The 16,279-nt window shown below is 71.6% G+C and carries 14 protein-coding genes; 11 read left to right on the forward strand and 3 right to left on the reverse strand.

Going from position 1 to position 16,279, the window contains the following annotated elements; translation table 11 throughout:
* Positions 1–6 precede the first annotated feature (6 nt).
* Positions 7–2,298 carry an ATP-binding cassette domain-containing protein gene (locus tag P0Y31_RS03845; RefSeq protein WP_275866733.1) on the forward strand — a complete coding sequence of 764 codons (2,292 nt, stop codon included), beginning with the start codon at positions 7–9 and terminating at the stop codon, positions 2,296–2,298.
* Positions 2,299–2,302: 4 nt separating this feature from the next.
* On the opposite strand, the gene P0Y31_RS03850 is transcribed toward P0Y31_RS03845, so the two are convergent.
* Positions 2,303–2,824: a hypothetical protein gene (locus P0Y31_RS03850; protein ID WP_275866734.1), complete on the reverse strand. Its 522-nt coding sequence runs from the start codon at positions 2,822–2,824 to the stop codon at positions 2,303–2,305.
* Between the two features lie 98 nt (positions 2,825–2,922).
* Between P0Y31_RS03850 and P0Y31_RS03855 the strand changes: the two genes are divergently transcribed.
* Together P0Y31_RS03855 and P0Y31_RS03860 are read left to right on the forward strand one after the other, a co-directional pair.
* Positions 2,923–3,453, forward strand: coding sequence for a 2'-5' RNA ligase family protein (locus P0Y31_RS03855; RefSeq protein WP_275866735.1), 531 nt, complete (start codon positions 2,923–2,925; stop codon positions 3,451–3,453).
* 49 nt (positions 3,454–3,502) lie between these two features.
* Positions 3,503–5,602 carry an elongation factor G-like protein EF-G2 gene (locus P0Y31_RS03860; RefSeq protein WP_275866736.1) on the forward strand — a complete coding sequence of 700 codons (2,100 nt, stop codon included), beginning with the start codon at positions 3,503–3,505 and terminating at the stop codon, positions 5,600–5,602.
* Between the two features lie 101 nt (positions 5,603–5,703).
* Here the strand turns inward: P0Y31_RS03860 and P0Y31_RS03865 are convergent, their stop codons facing one another.
* Positions 5,704–6,006, reverse strand: coding sequence for a 2TM domain-containing protein (locus tag P0Y31_RS03865; RefSeq protein ID WP_275867095.1), 303 nt, complete (start codon positions 6,004–6,006; stop codon positions 5,704–5,706).
* A 297-nt stretch (positions 6,007–6,303) separates the two neighbouring features.
* Here P0Y31_RS03865 and dnaK point away from each other — a divergent pair, with 297 nt between their 5' ends.
* The 5 genes from dnaK to P0Y31_RS03890 all read left to right on the forward strand — a co-directional run bounded on the left by dnaK (position 6,304) and on the right by P0Y31_RS03890 (position 12,144).
* A complete protein-coding gene (gene dnaK, locus P0Y31_RS03870; RefSeq protein ID WP_275866737.1) occupies positions 6,304–8,196 on the forward strand; it encodes a molecular chaperone DnaK in 1,893 nt (630 codons plus the stop codon).
* Positions 8,193–8,843 (forward strand): nucleotide exchange factor GrpE, encoded by a 651-nt coding sequence (gene grpE, locus P0Y31_RS03875; RefSeq protein WP_275866738.1) that lies wholly within the window; start codon positions 8,193–8,195, stop codon positions 8,841–8,843. The genes dnaK and grpE overlap by 4 nt, the downstream gene beginning before the upstream one ends.
* Before the next feature lie 31 nt (positions 8,844–8,874).
* Positions 8,875–9,879 (forward strand): DnaJ C-terminal domain-containing protein, encoded by a 1,005-nt coding sequence (locus tag P0Y31_RS03880; protein WP_275866739.1) that lies wholly within the window; start codon positions 8,875–8,877, stop codon positions 9,877–9,879.
* Positions 9,880–9,885: 6 nt separating this feature from the next.
* On the forward strand, positions 9,886–10,335 hold the full coding sequence (locus P0Y31_RS03885) for a helix-turn-helix transcriptional regulator (RefSeq protein WP_275866740.1): 450 nt from the start codon (positions 9,886–9,888) through the stop codon (positions 10,333–10,335).
* A 102-nt stretch (positions 10,336–10,437) separates the two neighbouring features.
* Positions 10,438–12,144 (forward strand): formate--tetrahydrofolate ligase, encoded by a 1,707-nt coding sequence (locus tag P0Y31_RS03890; RefSeq protein ID WP_275866741.1) that lies wholly within the window; start codon positions 10,438–10,440, stop codon positions 12,142–12,144.
* On the opposite strand, the gene P0Y31_RS03895 is transcribed toward P0Y31_RS03890, so the two are convergent.
* Entirely contained in the window at positions 12,141–12,953 is an 813-nt protein-coding gene (locus tag P0Y31_RS03895) for an FCD domain-containing protein (RefSeq protein WP_275866742.1), read from the reverse strand. The two genes, P0Y31_RS03890 and P0Y31_RS03895, sit on opposite strands and share 4 nt — an antisense overlap.
* Positions 12,954–13,129: 176 nt before the next feature.
* Here P0Y31_RS03895 and P0Y31_RS03900 point away from each other — a divergent pair, with 176 nt between their 5' ends.
* The 3 genes from P0Y31_RS03900 to P0Y31_RS03910 all read left to right on the forward strand — a co-directional run bounded on the left by P0Y31_RS03900 (position 13,130) and on the right by P0Y31_RS03910 (position 16,267).
* Positions 13,130–14,383, forward strand: a complete 1,254-nt coding sequence (locus tag P0Y31_RS03900; RefSeq protein ID WP_275866743.1) for a sugar ABC transporter substrate-binding protein — start codon at positions 13,130–13,132, stop codon at positions 14,381–14,383.
* 118 nt (positions 14,384–14,501) lie between these two features.
* Positions 14,502–15,452 (forward strand): sugar ABC transporter permease, encoded by a 951-nt coding sequence (locus tag P0Y31_RS03905; protein WP_275866744.1) that lies wholly within the window; start codon positions 14,502–14,504, stop codon positions 15,450–15,452.
* A complete protein-coding gene (locus tag P0Y31_RS03910) occupies positions 15,452–16,267 on the forward strand; it encodes a carbohydrate ABC transporter permease (protein WP_275806311.1) in 816 nt (271 codons plus the stop codon). Before P0Y31_RS03905 ends, P0Y31_RS03910 begins: the two co-directional genes overlap by 1 nt.
* Positions 16,268–16,279: the final 12 nt, after the last annotated feature.

Below are 16,279 nucleotides of genomic sequence, written 5' to 3' on the forward strand. Positions count from 1 at the left end.
GTGCCGGTGTCCGAGGCGTCCGCCACCCTGCCCCGGCTCGGCGCCGGGCGGGTCGAGGTGTCCGGCCTGACGTGGCGCCCCTTCGGCCGGCGCGAGCCGGTCCTGCACGACCTCGACCTCGCCATCCCGGCCGGGCAGCGGGTGCTGCTCGTGGGCCCCAGCGGTTCGGGCAAGTCCACCCTGCTGCGGGCGCTGGCCGGAGTGCTCCAGGTCGCCGACTCCGGCGACCTCGAGGGGACGGTCGAGATCGACGGCGTCAGCCCCCACGCCCGGCCCGGCGCCGTCGGCCTCGTGCTGCAGGAGCCCGGGTCGGGCGTCGTCGCCGCCACCATCGGACGCGACGTCGCCTTCGGGCTCGAGAACACCGCCGTGCCGCGCGAGCAGATGCCTTCCAGCGTCGAGCGCGCCCTGGCGTCGGTGCGCCTGGACATGCCGCAGGACACCCCCACGCACGCGCTGTCCGGGGGTGAGCAGCAGCGTCTCGCGCTCGCCGGGGCGCTGGCCCTCGAGCCCGCGCTGCTCCTGCTCGACGAGCCGACCGCCATGCTCGACCCCGAGACCGCGGCCGTGGTCCGCGCCTGCGTGGACGAGGTGGTGGCCGCCGGTCGGCTGACCACCGTGGTCGTCGAGCACCGGCTGGGTCCGTGGGTCGACTTCGCAGACCGCCTGCTGGTCCTCGACCGTGCGGGCAGGCTCGTCGCGGACGGCGACCCGCGGGAGGTCCTGGCCGAGCGCGGCGAGGCCCTCGCGGCCGAGGGGATCTGGGTGCCGGGCGTCCCCGACCCGGAGCCGGCCGGCATACCGCACGGGCTCTTCGGGCAGGGGCCGCTCGGCGCCAACGAGGTGGCGCTCGACGCCGCCGAGGTCACCGTCCGCCGCACGGTCCGCACCCTCGACGGGGCCACGCGGAGCACCCTCGCCGTGGACCGCCAGTGGGTGCAGGCGCGGGCCGGCCAGACCCTGGCCCTCGTGGGTCCGAGCGGGTCGGGGAAGTCGACGCTGATGCTGGCGCTCGCCGGACTGGTCGAGGTCGACGACGGCCTCGTGCGGGCCCACCGCTCGCTGGCGGCAGCGGGGTCGAGGAACCCGCGGGACTGGGACACCGTCGACCTCGCGCGGGCCGTGGCCTGGGTGCCCCAGTGGTCCTCCTCGGCGATCGTGGCCACCACGGTGCTCGACGAGGTGATGACCACGCCCCGGGCGGTCGGCATGGTCGAGGCGGAGGCCGAGGCGCGCGCCCGTGCCCTGCTGGCCCTCCTCAGGATCGACCACCTCGTGCACGCCGACCCCCGTCACCTCAGCGGTGGCGAGCAGCGCCGGCTCGCGATGGCGGCCGCCGTCGTGCACCAGCCCGCGCTCCTGCTCGCCGACGAGGCCACCGTGGGGCACGACCGCCTCACCTGGGCCGCTGTCATGGGCGTGGTGGAGGGCGTCCGGGACGCGGGGTCGGCGGTCGTCCTCACCACCCACGACGAGGCCGTCGTGACCCGCGCCGACCGCACCGTCGTGCTCGCCCGCCCGCCGCAGCCTCCGCCCCCCCAGGTGCCGCGCCGCCCGCTGCTGGCCCGCTGTGGCCCGCTGTCCCTGCTGCTGGGCAGCGCCCTATCGATCCCGGCCGGGGTGGTGGCGCAGCACTGGTCGGTCGGGCTGGCCGTGCTCGCGCTCCAGGTGGTGCTCGCCGTCGTCGGGCTCCTCGCGCCGGGCGAGGGGCCGGCGCCACGGGGCCGCGTGCGCGCCGTCCTCGTGCGCTGCCTCCCCGGTGCGATCGGGGCCCTGTCGGTGGGCTGGTCGACCTGGCTGTTCGGGGGCAACGACCTCGAGGTCGCGGCGGGTGCCGCGGTGAGGGTCCTGGTCATCGTCTTCCCCTCGGCGGTGCTCATCCGCTTCATCGACCCCGATGCCCTGGGCGACCACCTCGCCCAGCGGCTGCGGCTCCCGGCCAGGCCCGTCGTCGCCACGGCAGCGGCGCTGCAACGGGTGCACACCTTCGGTGACATCTGGGCCGAGATCGCCCGGGCTCGCCGGGTGCGCGGCATCGGCGCCCGGCTGCGCTCGCCCGCAGCGGTGCTCCGGGAGCTGTCCGCCCTGACCATCGGCATGCTCGTCCGCTCGCTCCAGGCGGCGGCGACGCTGGCGGTCGCGATGGACTCGCGGGGGTTCTCCACGGCCCACCGGCGTACGTGGTGGGCGCCCGCGCCGTGGCGCCTCGCCGACACCGTGCTGGTGCTGCTCTCGCTGTTGCCGCTGGCGGTCGCGCTGCTCGCCGGTGCAACGTTGCTCGCCGGTTCCGCGCCGTAGCCGATCAGCGGCGGCGTGGCCGGACGAGCCAGGCCAGCAGGAACAGGAGCCCCCCGACGAAGACCGGGATGCCGACGAACTCCGACGACGACGACAGGCTCGACCCGGTGCGCTCGATGCTCAGCACCGTGAGCACCACGAGGCTCAGCATCGGCAGCAGTCCGTCGGCGAGCAGCAGGGCTCCTGCCTCCTTCGTCCTGCGCAGGCCGAGCGCGGTGAGGGGGACGGCCAGCACCGCCGTGCCGACCGGCACCCCCGAGAGGTCGGTGTCGCCGGTGTGGACCGACTCCACGACGACGTAGACGGCCAGCACCGCCACTCCCAGCGCCAGCCAGCGGGCGGTGGTTCGCGGCCGGACGACGGCCCGGTAGCTCACCATGGCCGCGCCGAGGAGGAGCGTGACGGCGGCGGCGGTGCCCCACCACCGTCCCAGGTCCTCCACGAGCTGCGCCACGGTGAACAGCACGAGCAGCGCGGAGAACACGGCCGTGAGGACGAAAGCGCCTAGGCGCAGCAGGTTCGACACCGTCACCTCCTCGGGCCCTCATCCCAGAGTCCGGTCGCCCCCGGGGGCGGCACAGGGTCCAACGGCACGTGCCGTCCCGGCGCGGGAGGATGCCTGCCGTGGCGCACACCGTCCTCTACGTCCCCGTCCCCCAGCTCGAGCCCTACATCCGCTGGCGGCACCAGCACGAGGGCCCCGAGTGGCTGTCGCCCGAGGACGACCACGTCCACGCCCACGTCACCGTGCTGGGGCCGTTCGTCCCCGAGGCGGACCTGACGCCCGAGCGCGACGCCGACCTCGCTGCGCTGATCGGTGGCGTGCCGGCGTTCGCCTTCACCCTGCGGGAGATCCGGGTCTTCCCCACCGGCCTGGTCCACCTGCGACCGGAGCCGGCGGAGCCGTTCACGCGGCTGACCGCCGCCGTCGCGGGGCGCTACCCCGAGCACTCGCCGTATGCCGGTGAGTTCGACCCCGTGCCCCACCTGAGCCTGTGCGCGCTGGCGCCGGGGCGTGACGTCCCGCTGGTGCGGGAGGAGCTGGCCGACGTCCTCCCGGTGCGCGCGTCCGCGGAGGAGGTCCGGCTGGTCCGGTACGCCGAGCACGGCACGCGAACCCTGCGCCGCTACCCGCTCGCCGGCTCGGGGCGCTAGGCAGAACGTCCCTTGTCACGGGTGGTCGAGGAGGAGCAAGGTGTCCGGCATGAACCGCGCAGCCGATGCCCGCGAGGTGCGGGACCCCGTCTCCCCTGACCAGATCCGCAACGTCGTCCTCGTCGGGCCGACCGGTGCGGGCAAGACGGCGCTGTTCGACCGCATCGTCGCGGCCACAGTGCCGGGTCGCCGACCACGCGACACCCACGACCCCTCGCTCGCGCTGACGGTGGCGTCGGTCGAGCGCAACGGCGTCGCCGTCAACCTCCTGGACACCCCCGGCCACCCCGACTTCGTCGGCGAGGTACGGGCCGGGCTGCGGGCCGCTGACGCGGCCCTTTTCGTTGTCTCGGCCGTGGACGGGCTCGACGAGGCCACCCGGCTGCTGTGGCGCGAGTGCGAGACGCTCGGTATGCCGCGGGCCGTCCTGGTGACGCGGCTCGAGGGCGCGAGGGGAGACTTCGAGAGCACGGTGGCGATGTGCCAGCGCACCTTCGGCGACGCCCAGCCGCTCCAGGTGCCGGTGGTGAGCGGCGGGTCCGTGCTGGGGACCTTGAACCTGCTGCGACGCACGGTGCGCGACCACTCCGGCGACGACCCGGTGCTGCGCGACCCCGACGGTGCCGAGGCCGACCTCATCGAGGACCAGCGCGGCGCGCTCATCGAGTCGGTCATCGAGGAGTCCGAGGACGAGTCGCTGCTCGAGCGCTACCTCGGCGGCGAGGACATCGACCTCGAGGCGGTCGTGGCCGACCTGCGCACCGCGATCGCGACCGCGCGCTTCTTCCCGGTGCTTCCGACGCATGCGCCGACGGGGGTCGGCGTCGAGGACGTGCTCGACCTGGTCGAGCGGGGCTTCCCGTCGCCGGCGGCCTCGCGGATCCCCGCCGTCTACACCCCGGTGGGCGCCGACTTCGGCGAGGTGACGTGCGACCCCGACGGCCCGCTCGTCGCCGAGGTCGTGCGGACGACCACCGACCCGTACGTGGGGCGCCTGTCGCTGGTGCGGGTGTTCTCGGGGACGCTGCGCCCGGACGACCCGGTGCACGTCTCGGGACACCTGAGCCAGTTCGTCGGGCGCACGCTCGAGGGCCATGGTGACCACGACAGCGACGACGAGCGGGTGGGACCGCTGTCCGCGCCGGTCGGTGACGAGATGCGGCCCAAGTCGTCGGCCGTAGCCGGCGACATCGCGCTGGTCGCCAAGATCAGCGGCGCAGAGACCTCCGACACCCTCTCGGGCAAGGACAAGCCGGCCCTCGTCGAGCCGTGGGTGCTGCCCGAGCCGCTGCTGCCGGTGGCCATCCACGCCAAGTCCAAGGGCGACGAGGACAAGCTCGGCACCGCCCTGCAGCGCATCGTCGCCGAGGACGTCACCATGCGCCTCGAGCACAACGCGGAGACCCACCAGGTGGTGCTGTGGGCCATGGGGCCCTCGCACGTCGACCAGCTGATCGCGAGCCTGCGCGACCGCTTCCACGTCGAGGTGGAGGTCGAGCCGCTGCGGACCTCGCTGCGCGAGACCTTCGTCCGTCAGGTGGAGGTCCAGGGCCGTCTGGTCAAGCAGTCGGGCGGGCACGGGCAGTATGCCGTGTGCAAGATCCAGGTCGAGCCCCTCGAACGGGGTGCCGGGTTCGAGTTCGTCGACAAGGTGGTGGGCGGGGCGGTGCCGCGCCAGTTCATCCCCTCGGTGGAGAAGGGCGCGCGGGGCCAGCTCGAGAAGGGGGTGCTGGCCGGCTACCCCTGCGTCGACGTACGGGTCACCCTCGTCGACGGCAAGGCCCACTCGGTCGACTCCTCGGACATGGCGTTCCAGACCGCCGCGGCCCAGGCCCTGCGGGAGGCGGCCAACGAGTCGACGGTGGCGCTGCTCGAGCCCATCGACGCGGTCGACATCACGGTCGCCGACGAGGCCCTCGGCTCGGTGCTCGCCGACCTGCGCGGGCGGCGCGGCCAGGTGCACGGGACCGAACCCGCCGAGCTCGCCGGCTACACCGTCGTCCACGCCGAGATCCCGGCGCACGAGCTGTCGCGCTACCCGATCGACCTGCGCTCGGTTTCGCACGGCACGGGCACCTTCACCCGGTCCTTCGTCCGCTACGACTACATGCCGGCCGCGCTGGCACGGGATCTGGTCTCGCAGGACTGAGGCCGCGGCCGGGCAGCCGGACCCGCCCCGAGGGGGGAGGCGGAGCGGGTCCGACCTTCAGGCCGGGAAACCGGCCCGGCTCAACGCGTCACGAGTACGCGTCACGAGTGGCGCGCCCTCATGCGCTGCATCTCGGCCTCGATCTCCCGCGGCCCGGGCTCGGGCGAGACGACGTCCCAGATGTGGAAGGCGATGCCGATGCCCCAGCCGAAGATGGGGAAGATCGGCCAGAAGAACCCTCCACCCGCGGCGAACCAGATCGCCACGAGCAGCAGGTTCACGGTGACGTAGGCCAGGAGGTGGGCCTTGAGGTCGCGCTTGTCCTTGAGGTGCTTCAGAGCCCGCTCGCGCAGCTCCCGCTCCTGCTCGGGACTCGTGGTGGGAGGCACGTTGTAGTCGGTCATGGTGGTCACCTGCTTTCACCTCCAGCGAACGCACGGCGGCGGAGCGGTGGAAGGGACTTCCGGCCCTGACCGCCCCCCGTTACCGCGCCTGCTGGGCCGGTGGGGAGGGGGGAGGGCCCGCGGCATACCGGCTCTGCAGGGCGCCTCCGAGGTGGGAACAACCAGGGCGAACCCAAGGTTGAGCCGATCAGACTCAAGTTTTCGGCTCCGGATTTGCGCAGGCAGCCGGCGGGCTCCTAACTTGAGTGCAGGCAACTCAAGAACCACCACCTGACCCAACCCAGCAGGAGAGTCACCATGGCACGTGCGGTCGGCATCGACCTCGGCACCACCAACTCGGCTGTCGCCGTCCTCGAGGGCGGCGAGCCCACCATCATCGCCAACGCGGAGGGCGGCCGCACCACGCCGTCGGTCGTCGCGTTCTCCAAGGGCGGTGAGGTCCTGGTCGGCGAGATCGCCAAGCGCCAGGCCGTCACCAACGTCGAGCGGACCATCCGCTCCGTCAAGCGCCACATGGGCACCGACTGGAAGTCGCCCGAGATCGACGGCAAGGTCTACACCGCCCAGGAGATCAGCGCCCGCATCCTCCAGAAGCTCAAGCGCGACGCGGAGGCCTACCTCGGCGAGGACGTCACCGACGCGGTCATCACCGTGCCGGCGTACTTCGACGACCACGAGCGCCAGGCCACCAAGGAGGCCGGCGAGATCGCTGGCCTGAACGTCCTGCGCATCATCAACGAGCCCACCGCTGCTGCCCTGGCCTACGGCCTCGACAAGGGCAAGGAGGACGAGCTCATCCTCGTCTTCGACCTCGGTGGCGGCACCTTCGACGTCTCGCTCCTCGAGGTGGGCAAGGACCCGGAGGACGGCTTCTCCACCATCCAGGTCCGCGCGACCAGCGGTGACAACCAGCTCGGTGGCGACGACTGGGACGAGCGGGTCGTCAACCACCTGCTCACCGTCGTGAAGAACACCAGCGGCGTCGACCTGTCCAAGGACAAGATCGCCATGCAGCGCCTGCGCGACGCGGCCGAGCAGGCCAAGAAGGAGCTGTCGACCGCGACCAGCACCAACGTGTCGCTGCAGTACCTCTCGATGTCCGAGAACGGCCCGATCCACCTCGACGAGACGATCACGCGGGCGCAGTTCGAGCAGATGACCAAGGACCTGCTCGAGCGCACCAAGCAGCCGTTCCACAACGTCATCAAGGATGCCGGCATCTCGCTGTCCGACATCGACCACGTCGTGCTCGTCGGTGGCTCGACCCGCATGCCGGCCGTGAGCAACGTCGTCAAGGAGCTCACCGGAGGCAAGGAGCCCAACAAGGGCGTCAACCCCGACGAGGTCGTCGCCGTGGGCGCGTCCCTGCAGGCCGGTGTCCTCAAGGGTGAGCGCAAGGACGTCCTGCTCATCGACGTCACCCCGCTCTCGCTCGGCATCGAGACCAAGGGCGGCCTGTTCACCAAGCTCATCGAGCGCAACACGGCCATCCCGACCAAGCGCTCCGAGGTGTTCTCCACCGCCGAGGACAACCAGCCGAGCGTGCTGATCCAGGTCTTCCAGGGCGAGCGCGAGATCGCGCAGCACAACAAGCCGCTGGGCACCTTCGAGCTCTCCGGCATCGCCCCGGCCCCGCGTGGCGTGCCGCAGATCGAGGTCACCTTCGACATCGACGCCAACGGCATCGTCAACGTCTCCGCGAAGGACCGCGGCACCGGCAAGGAGCAGAAGATCACCATCTCCGGTGGCTCCGCGCTGGCCAAGGAGGACATCGAGCGGATGGTCAAGGAGGCCGAGGCGCACGCCGAGGAGGACCGCAAGCGGCGGGAGGAGACCGAGGCCCGCAACACCGCCGAGCAGCTGGTCTACTCCACCGAGAAGTTCCTCACGGACAACGCCGACAAGCTGCCTGCCGACGGCCGCGGCCCGGTCGACGCCGCGCTCGAGGACCTCAAGGCGGCCCTCAAGCCGGAGTCGGGCGCGACCGCCGAGGACATCTCGGCCAAGACGTCCAAGCTCTCCGAGGAGTCGCAGAAGCTGGGCACCGCGATGTATGCCGCGACGTCCGAGTCCGAGGCCGGCGGCGCCGGTGCCGGTGCCGGCGCCCAGGGCGGCGCGCAGGGCGGCGGCGGCGCTGACGAGGACGTCGTCGACGCCGAGGTCGTGGACGACGACGAGGACAAGAAGTGACGGAGCACGTCGACCCCCGCGACACGCAGGCCGAGGAGGTGGTGGGCGCGGAGGCTGCAGAGCCTTCGGCGCCCACCGCCGCCCCGGCGGCCGAGAGCCTCGAGGAGTTCGAGGCCGAGCTCGAGGACGAGCAGGACGCCGTCGCCCACCAGGCCCACCACGGTGGGCAGGCCGCGCCGGGCGCTGGTGGGGCCGCCGGGGGCGAGCAGCCCCACCCGGACACCGCGCTCGCGGCCGAGCGGCTGCTCGACCTGCAGCGGTTGCAGGCGGAGTACGTCAACTACAAGCGCCGCGTCGACCGCGACCGCGCGATGGTGCAGGAGCGCGCCGTGCAGGACGTGCTCGAGACGCTGCTGCCGGTGCTCGACGACATCCACGCCGCGCGTGAGCACGGCGACCTGCAGAGCGGCCCCTTCGCCTCGATCGCCGAGAAGCTCGAGCAGACCCTGACGAGGTTCGGGCTGACCCGGTTCGGCGAGGCGGGCGAGACGTTCGACCCCATGCGGCACGAGGCCCTGATGCACACCCAGGCCGAGCTGCCGGAGGGCGCCACCGAGACGACGGTCGTCACGGTGCTCCAGCCCGGCTACCGTGCCGGCGACCAGGTGATCCGCCCGGCACGCGTCGCCGTGGCCGACCCGCAGTAACCACCCGCAGAGCGTTCGAGAGGAGGACGCCATGGCCAGCCAGGACTGGTTCGACAAGGACTTCTACGCGATCCTCGGCGTCCCCCAGGACGCCGACGCCGCAGCCATCAAGAAGGCCTACCGCAAGCTCGCCCGCAAGGAGCACCCCGACCAGAACCCCGGGGACGCCCAGGCCGAGCAGCGCTTCAAGGACATCGGTGAGGCGTATGCCGTGCTCTCCGACCCCGAGCAGCGCCAGCAGTACGACGCCATCCGGTCCATGACGCACGGGGGCGCCCGCTTCCGTGCGGGCGCGGGCGGTCCGGGCGGCGGCGCCGGGTTCGAGGACGTGTTCTCCTCGATGTTCGGCGGCGGCGGTGCCGGCCCGGGGGTGCGCTTCAGCACCGGGGGAGGCGGCGCGCAGCCCAACCTCGAGGACATCCTCGGTGGCATGTTCGGTGGCGGCGGGCCGGCCTACGGGGGCTTCGGCGCCCCGGCCGGCCCGCGCCGCGGCGCCAACCTCACCGCGCGCACGACGCTGCCGTTCCGCGACGCGGTGGAGGGTGCGACCGTCACCCTCAGCACCGGGAACGGGCGCATCACCACGCGGATCCCCGCAGGCGTGCGCGACGGGCAGAAGATCCGTCTGGCCGGCAAGGGGGAGCCCGGCGACCAGGGCGCTCCCGCCGGCGACCTGATCCTCACGGTCGAGGTGGAGAAGCACCCGGTGTTCGGGCGGGAGGGCGACAACCTCACCGTCGACCTGCCCGTGACGTTCGCCGAGGCCGCGCTCGGGGCCACGGTGTCGGTGCCGACTCTCTCGGGCGAGCCGGTGAAGGTGCGCATCGCACCGGGCACGCCGAGTGGCCGCGTGCTGCGCGTCAAGGGGCGCGGGGTGCCGCGCAAGGACCACCACGGCGACCTGCTCGCGAAGGTGAACATCGTGGTGCCGCAACGGCTCACGGACGAGGCCCGCAAGGCGGTCGAGGCCCTCCAGGCCCAGGAGCAGGGCGAGGACCCGCGCGGTGAGCTGTTCGCGCGGGCCCGGCAGGAGTGACGACCGGTGTCCACGCTGCGCGGTTTCGCCCCTGACGACGACACCCCGGTCTTCGTGATCTCCGTGGCGGCGGAGCTGGCCGGCATGCACGCCCAGACGCTGCGGCAGTACGACCGGCTCGGCCTCGTCTCCCCGTCGCGCACCCGTGGCGGGGGGCGGCGCTACTCCGCCCGCGACATCGCCACGCTGCGCGAGGTGCAGCGACTGTCGCAGGAGGACGGCATCAGCCTCGCCGGCATCCAGCGCATCCTCGAGCTCGAGCACCAGGTCGACGCCCTGCAGGCCCGCGTGCTCGAGCTGTCCGAGGAGCTCGAGCGGGCCAGGAGTGCTGCGGCACAGCCGGGGTCACGCGTCTTCGCGGTCGGTCCCGCCGGCGAGATCATCGCCATGCGCGCCGGCCAGCGGCCGCGGCCCAACCGCTCGCAGGCCCTCGTCGTCTGGCGACCGCACTTCTGACGCGAGCCCGCGGCCACGGGATACCGGGACCAACGTCCCCTGAAAGTCCCGTCTCGGGTCAAAGCCCTCGTCGCACCACCGGGTGAGGGCCACACTGGCCACGTGCCAACGCCGTCACTGCCCTCGGACCTCGCCATCGCGCGGGCCGCGCACCTCGAGCCCATCGCGGCCGTGGCGCGCGCGGCCGGCATACCGGAGGAGCGCCTCGAGCCCTATGGCCGCCACGTCGCCAAGGTCGACCTGGCGGCCGTCGACGACCTGGCCGACCGCCCCACCGCGAAGTACGTCGTCATCACGGCGATCACGCCGACGCCGCTGGGGGAGGGCAAGACCACGACGGCCGTCGGACTGGCCCAGGGCCTCTCGGTGCTGGGGCACCGCGCGACGCTCGCCCTGCGGCAGCCGTCGATGGGCCCGACGTTCGGCATCAAGGGCGGCGCGGCCGGTGCCGGCTACAGCCAGGTGCTGCCGATGGAGCAGCTCAACCTCCACCTCACCGGCGACTTCCACGCCGTGACCGCCGCCCACAACCTGCTCGCGGCCATGGTCGACAACCACCTCCACCACGGCAACGACCTCGGGCTCGACCCGCGCAGCGTCGCCTGGCGCCGCGTGCTCGACGTCAACGACCGGGCCCTGCGCAACATCGTCGAGGGCCTCGGCGCCCGCATCGACGGCGTCCCGCGGCAGAGCGGGTTCGACATCACCGCGGCCAGCGAGGTGATGGTGATCCTCGGCCTGTCGACGTCGCTGCGCGACCTGCGGGCGCGGCTCGGTCGCATCGTCGTGGGCTTCACGTATGCCGGTCGGCCGGTGACCGCCGACGACCTCCGTGCTGCGGGGGCCATGGCCGTCATGCTCAAGGACGCCCTCAAGCCCAACCTGCTCCAGACCACCGAGAACACACCGGTGCTCGTGCACACCGGCCCGTTCGGCAACATCGCCACCGGCAACTCCTCGGTGGTGGCCGACCAGATCGGCATCCACGCCGGCGACTACCTCCTGACGGAGGCGGGCTTCGGCTCCGACATGGGCGCCGAGCGCTTCTTCAACCTCAAGTGCCGGGTCTCGGGCCTGAGTCCCGACGCCGCGGTGCTGGTCGCCACCGTGCGCTCGCTGAAGGCCCACTCGGGCAACTACACCGTCGTCGCGGGCAAGCCGCTGCCGCCCGAGATGCTGCACGAGAGCCCGCGGGCGGTGCGGGCCGGGGCCGACAACCTGCGCCGGCACATCGAGATCGTGCGCTCGTTCGGGGTCTCGCCCGTGGTGGCGGTCAACGCGTTCCCCTCCGACTTCGAGTCCGAGCACGCGGTCATCCGCGAGGTGGCCGAGGCCGAGGGCGCCCACGTGGCCGTCTCCACGCACGTGTCCGACGGCGGCAAGGGGGCCCGCGACCTCGCCGAGGCCGTGGTGGCCGCCTGCGGCGAGCCGCACGAGTTCCGGCACACCTACGAGCTCGACGACACCCTGCGCGAGAAGATCGAGGCCGTCGCGACCACCGTCTACGGGGCCGACGGGGTGGACTTCTCACCCACGGCGGCCAAGGACCTCGAGCGCTTCGAGGTGCTGGGCTACGGCGGCTTCCCGGTCGTGATCGCCAAGACCCACCTGTCGATCTCGTCCGACCCCACCCTCCGGGGTGCACCGACGGGCTGGCGGCTTCCGGTGCGTGAGGTGCGGGCCGCTGCCGGCGCCGGATACGTCTACGCCATCAGCGGCGAGATGCGCACCATGCCCGGCCTGCCGCGGAACCCGGCGGCGGCGAGCATCGACCTCGACGACGACGGCGAGGTCGTCGGCCTGTTCTAGGCGTCAGCCGGCGGCTGCTCGTCGGCCTGCGCCCACAGGGTCTTCATCTCGTCCATCGCCTGCTCCATGATCCGCAGCATGGCGGCGCGGGCGCGGTCGCCGTCGTGGCGCTGGATGGCCGAGGCGACGTCGGCGTGCAGCTGCAGCGCCTCCTCGTGGGGGTGGTGCGGCATGAGGCCGTAGTGGTGGCGGCCGGTCAGCACCTCGGCGACCAGCTCGTGCAGCTTGAGGAACATCTCGTTGCCGGAGCTGGCGAGCACCAGGCGGTGGAACTCGATGTCGAGGGCGAGGAACTCCTCCTCGTCCTCACCCTGGCCGGCGGCCCACATGCGGGCCGCCAGCCCCACCAGGGTGCTGGCGTCGCCGGGGGTGGCCCGTTCGGCCGCGAGGCGGGCCGCCTCGGGCTCCACGGCACCGCGCAGCTCGGTGATCGAGCGCAGCTGGCCCAGCCGTCCCTCCGAGGCCAGACGCCAGCGGATGACCTGGGGGTCGTAGACGTTCCAGGCGGAGGACGGCTGGATGATCGTCCCGATGCGGCGCCGCGAGGCGACCATCCCCATCGAGGACAGCACCCGCAGCACCTCGCGGACGACGGAGCGCGAGACGGCGTGCTTCTCGACCAGGTCGTCGATGTAGAGCACCGCCCCGGGGCGGAGCTCGCCGCCGCAGATGGACAGCCCGATCTGGTCGAGCACCTGGGCGTGCAGGCCGGTCAGGCCCGAGGAGCCGTTGCCGTCGGCCGGGTCGGTGGCGGCGGGGACGGCGGAGGCGGGGATGCCCCCGGGCAGCGCCGGTGCTGGCTCGGTCATGGTTTAAAGCATACGCATGTCGTCGAACCTCTTGCATAAATCTGATTTAGACATCTAGCATCCGGTGATTAGGCGGATGTAGCGCATCCGAGCAGGCGGCGGCCCAATGGCGGGACGCCACGACAGGAACGGAGACCGACGTGTTGCGTCAGTCAGTTATCGGTACTTCTCTGGCCGTGGCGGCAGCCGTCGGCCTCTCGGCATGCGGTGGCGGCGACGCGGAGGGCTCGGGCAGCAAGACCGTCCGCGTCACCCTCGCGAACCACGTGTGGACCGAGAACATCAAGAAGGCTCTGCCGGAGTTCGAGAAGGAGTCCGGCCTGAAGGTCGAGATCACCCAGCTCGGTGAGGACCAGCTGTCCGACCAGTACAACGTCAAGCTCAACGCCGGTTCGAGCGACCTCGACGTGATGATGTACCGCCCCCTGCAGGAGGGGAAGCTCTTCGCGAAGAACAAGTACCTCGCCGACCTGACGGAGAAGGTCCAGGCGAACAAGGAGTGGGGCTGGAGCGACTTCAAGCAGGGCCCGGTGCAGGCCACCACCTACGAGGACAAGGTCGTCGGCGTCCCGCTCATCACCGAGCAGGAGGTCCTCTACTACCGCAAGGACCTGCTCGAGAAGTCCGGCTTCACCAACCCGCCGAAGACCCTCGACGAGCTCAAGTCGATGGCCGCCAAGATCAAGGCGGACAACCCCGGCGTGGCCGGCTTCGTCGCCCGCACCGGCAAGTCCCCGGCCGTCACGCAGTTCTCCAGCTTCCTCTACTCCTTCGGCGGTGACTTCGTCGACGAGAGCGGCAAGGCTGCGGTCAACAGCCCCGAGGCCAAGCAGGCCTACGCCTTCTACGGCGGCCTGATCAAGGACCTCGGCCCGGCCAACGTCAGCACCGACATGGGCTGGCCCGAGGCGATGGCGATCTTCACCCAGGGCAAGGCGGCCTTCTACACCGAGGCGAACTCGCTCTACAAGAACGCCACCGACCCCGCCAAGTCCAAGGTCAGCGACACCGTCGGCTTCGCCGCCTTCCCCGAGGGCCCGGCCGGCTCCAAGCCCTACGACATCCCCTCGTGGGCGCTCGGCGTGAACGAGTCCTCGGAGAACCAGGAGAACGCCTGGAAGTTCATCGAGTGGGCCACCAGCAAGGCCCAGACCCTCGAGAACGAGAAGGCCGGAGTCCCCGGCGGCCGCACCTCGGTCTCGTCCGACCCGGCCGCGACCGCGACCTACCCCAAGGACCTCGTCGAGGCGAACGCCGCGATGTCCAAGAACGGTGTCGGCCACGACCGCCCGCTCGTGGTCAAGGTCGCCGAGGCCCGCGAGATCGTCGGCCAGCCGATCGTCGACGCCATCACCGGCAAGGACCCGGCCGCCTCGGCCGACGCGGCCAACGAGGCGTTCCAGAAGTTCCTGGACGACGAGAACAAGTAGCCCGACGGCCGGGTGCCCGACCCCTCTCGGGCACCCGGCCACCCGGCCCGCTGGGGCAGGTACCCACCAGCCCCAGCACCTCACGACCCGCGACACCACCGCGACCTGGAGCACACGCATGGCTGCCACGACCACCACTCCCAGCACGGCGAGGGAGACCAGCCTCACCACCTCGGCGAGCACGCCGGCCTGGGCGCGCTGGGCCAACCACCACCGCAAGTGGCTGTTTGCCGCACCGGCGATGGTGTTCGTCGCCGTCCTCATCGTCTTCCCGGTGGCGTGGACGGTCTACCTCAGCCTCACCGACGCCGAGGGCTCGGTGCGCGCCGAGTCGGAGTTCATCGGCTTCGCCAACTACCTCGAGGTGCTCGGCGACACCGAACGCTTCTGGCCGGCGGTCCTGCGCACCGTCGTCTTCACCGGTGGGGTGCTGCTCGTCGAGGTGGTGCTCGGCATGGCCATCGCCCTGCTGCTGTGGCGGCCCTTCAAGGGCGAGAAGTGGGTGCGCGTCGCCATCCTGCTGCCGCTGGTCGCCACCCCCGTGGCCGTGGGCATGATGTGGCGCCTGATCTTCGACCCCAACATCGGCCTGGCCAACCGCTTCCTCGCGTGGTTCGGCCTCGGCCCCTGGCCCTGGCTCGCGGGTGAGAAGACCGCGCTGCCGACGACGATGTTCATCGACATCTGGCAGTGGACGCCGATGATCGTGCTCATCCTCCTGGCCGGCCTGACGTCGCTGTCCGACGAGCCGCAGGAGGCGGCCCTGATCGACGGGGCGAACGCCTGGCAGCGCTTCCGCCACGTCACCCTGCCGCTCCTCATGCCGACCGTCGTCGTGGCCGTGCTGCTGCGCGGCATCGACGCGCTGAAGACCTTCGACATCCTCTACGCCACCAAGGGCAAGGGCGGCGGCTCGTTCCACGAGGTCGAGACGCTCAACGTCTACGCCTACGGCCTGAGCTTCGACTACAACGAGTACGGCGTCTCCTCGGCGGTGCTCATCCTCTTCTTCCTCATCATCATCGGCTCGATGTTGGCCGTCACGACTCGCCGGAAGGACGCCGCCTGATGCGCGCCCGCACCCCGTACAAGGTCTTCCGCGTCGCGGCGCTGGTCGTCGTCGTGCTGGCGCTGCTGGCCCCGCTGGCCTGGATGGTCGCCGCCTCCCTCAAGACCAACGTCGACATCTACAACCCCGACAAGGCGATCGTCTTCACTCCCACCTGGGACAACTACGACAAGGTCCTCCAGCAGGCGAACTACGTGCAGTTCATCGTCAACAGCCTCTGGGTCGCCTTCGCCGCGACCGCGCTGTCGATCCTGCTCGGGGTGCCGGCCGCCTACTCGATGAGCCGGTTCTCGATGCGGCGCTCGGCGCTGGTCGTGCTGATGGCCCGCGTCATCCCGGCGGTGTCGCTGCTGGTGCCCTGGTACTACGTCTTCTCGAACCTCAAGATGGTCGGCGGCTTCACCGTGCTGATCCTGAGCCACATGTTCGTGTCCCTGCCGCTGATCGTCTACATCATGATGGGCTACTTCGACGGCCTGCCGATCGAGCTCGAGGAGTCGGCGATGGTCGACGGCCTCACGCCGATCGGGGCGTTCCGCCGGATCACCCTTCCACTGTCGACGCCCGGCATCGCGACCGCCGGGATCCTGTCGTTCATCTTCTCCTGGAACAACTTCATGTTCGCCCTGGTGCTCTCGAGCGCCGACACCAAGACGCTGCCCGTCGCGATCTTCGACTTCGTCGGCTACGCCAGCATCGACTGGGGCGGCCTGATGGCGGCCTCCACCGTCGTGACCCTGCCGATCATGCTCATCGCGCTCTTCGCCCAGAAGTACGTCGTCTCGGGCCTGACCGCGGGCGCGACGAAGGGCTGAGCCGGATGTCCG

Origin of the sequence: Knoellia sp. 3-2P3, assembly GCF_029223115.1 — a bacterium.
In the GTDB taxonomy this organism is placed as follows: Bacteria; Actinomycetota; Actinomycetes; order Actinomycetales; family Dermatophilaceae; genus Pedococcus_A.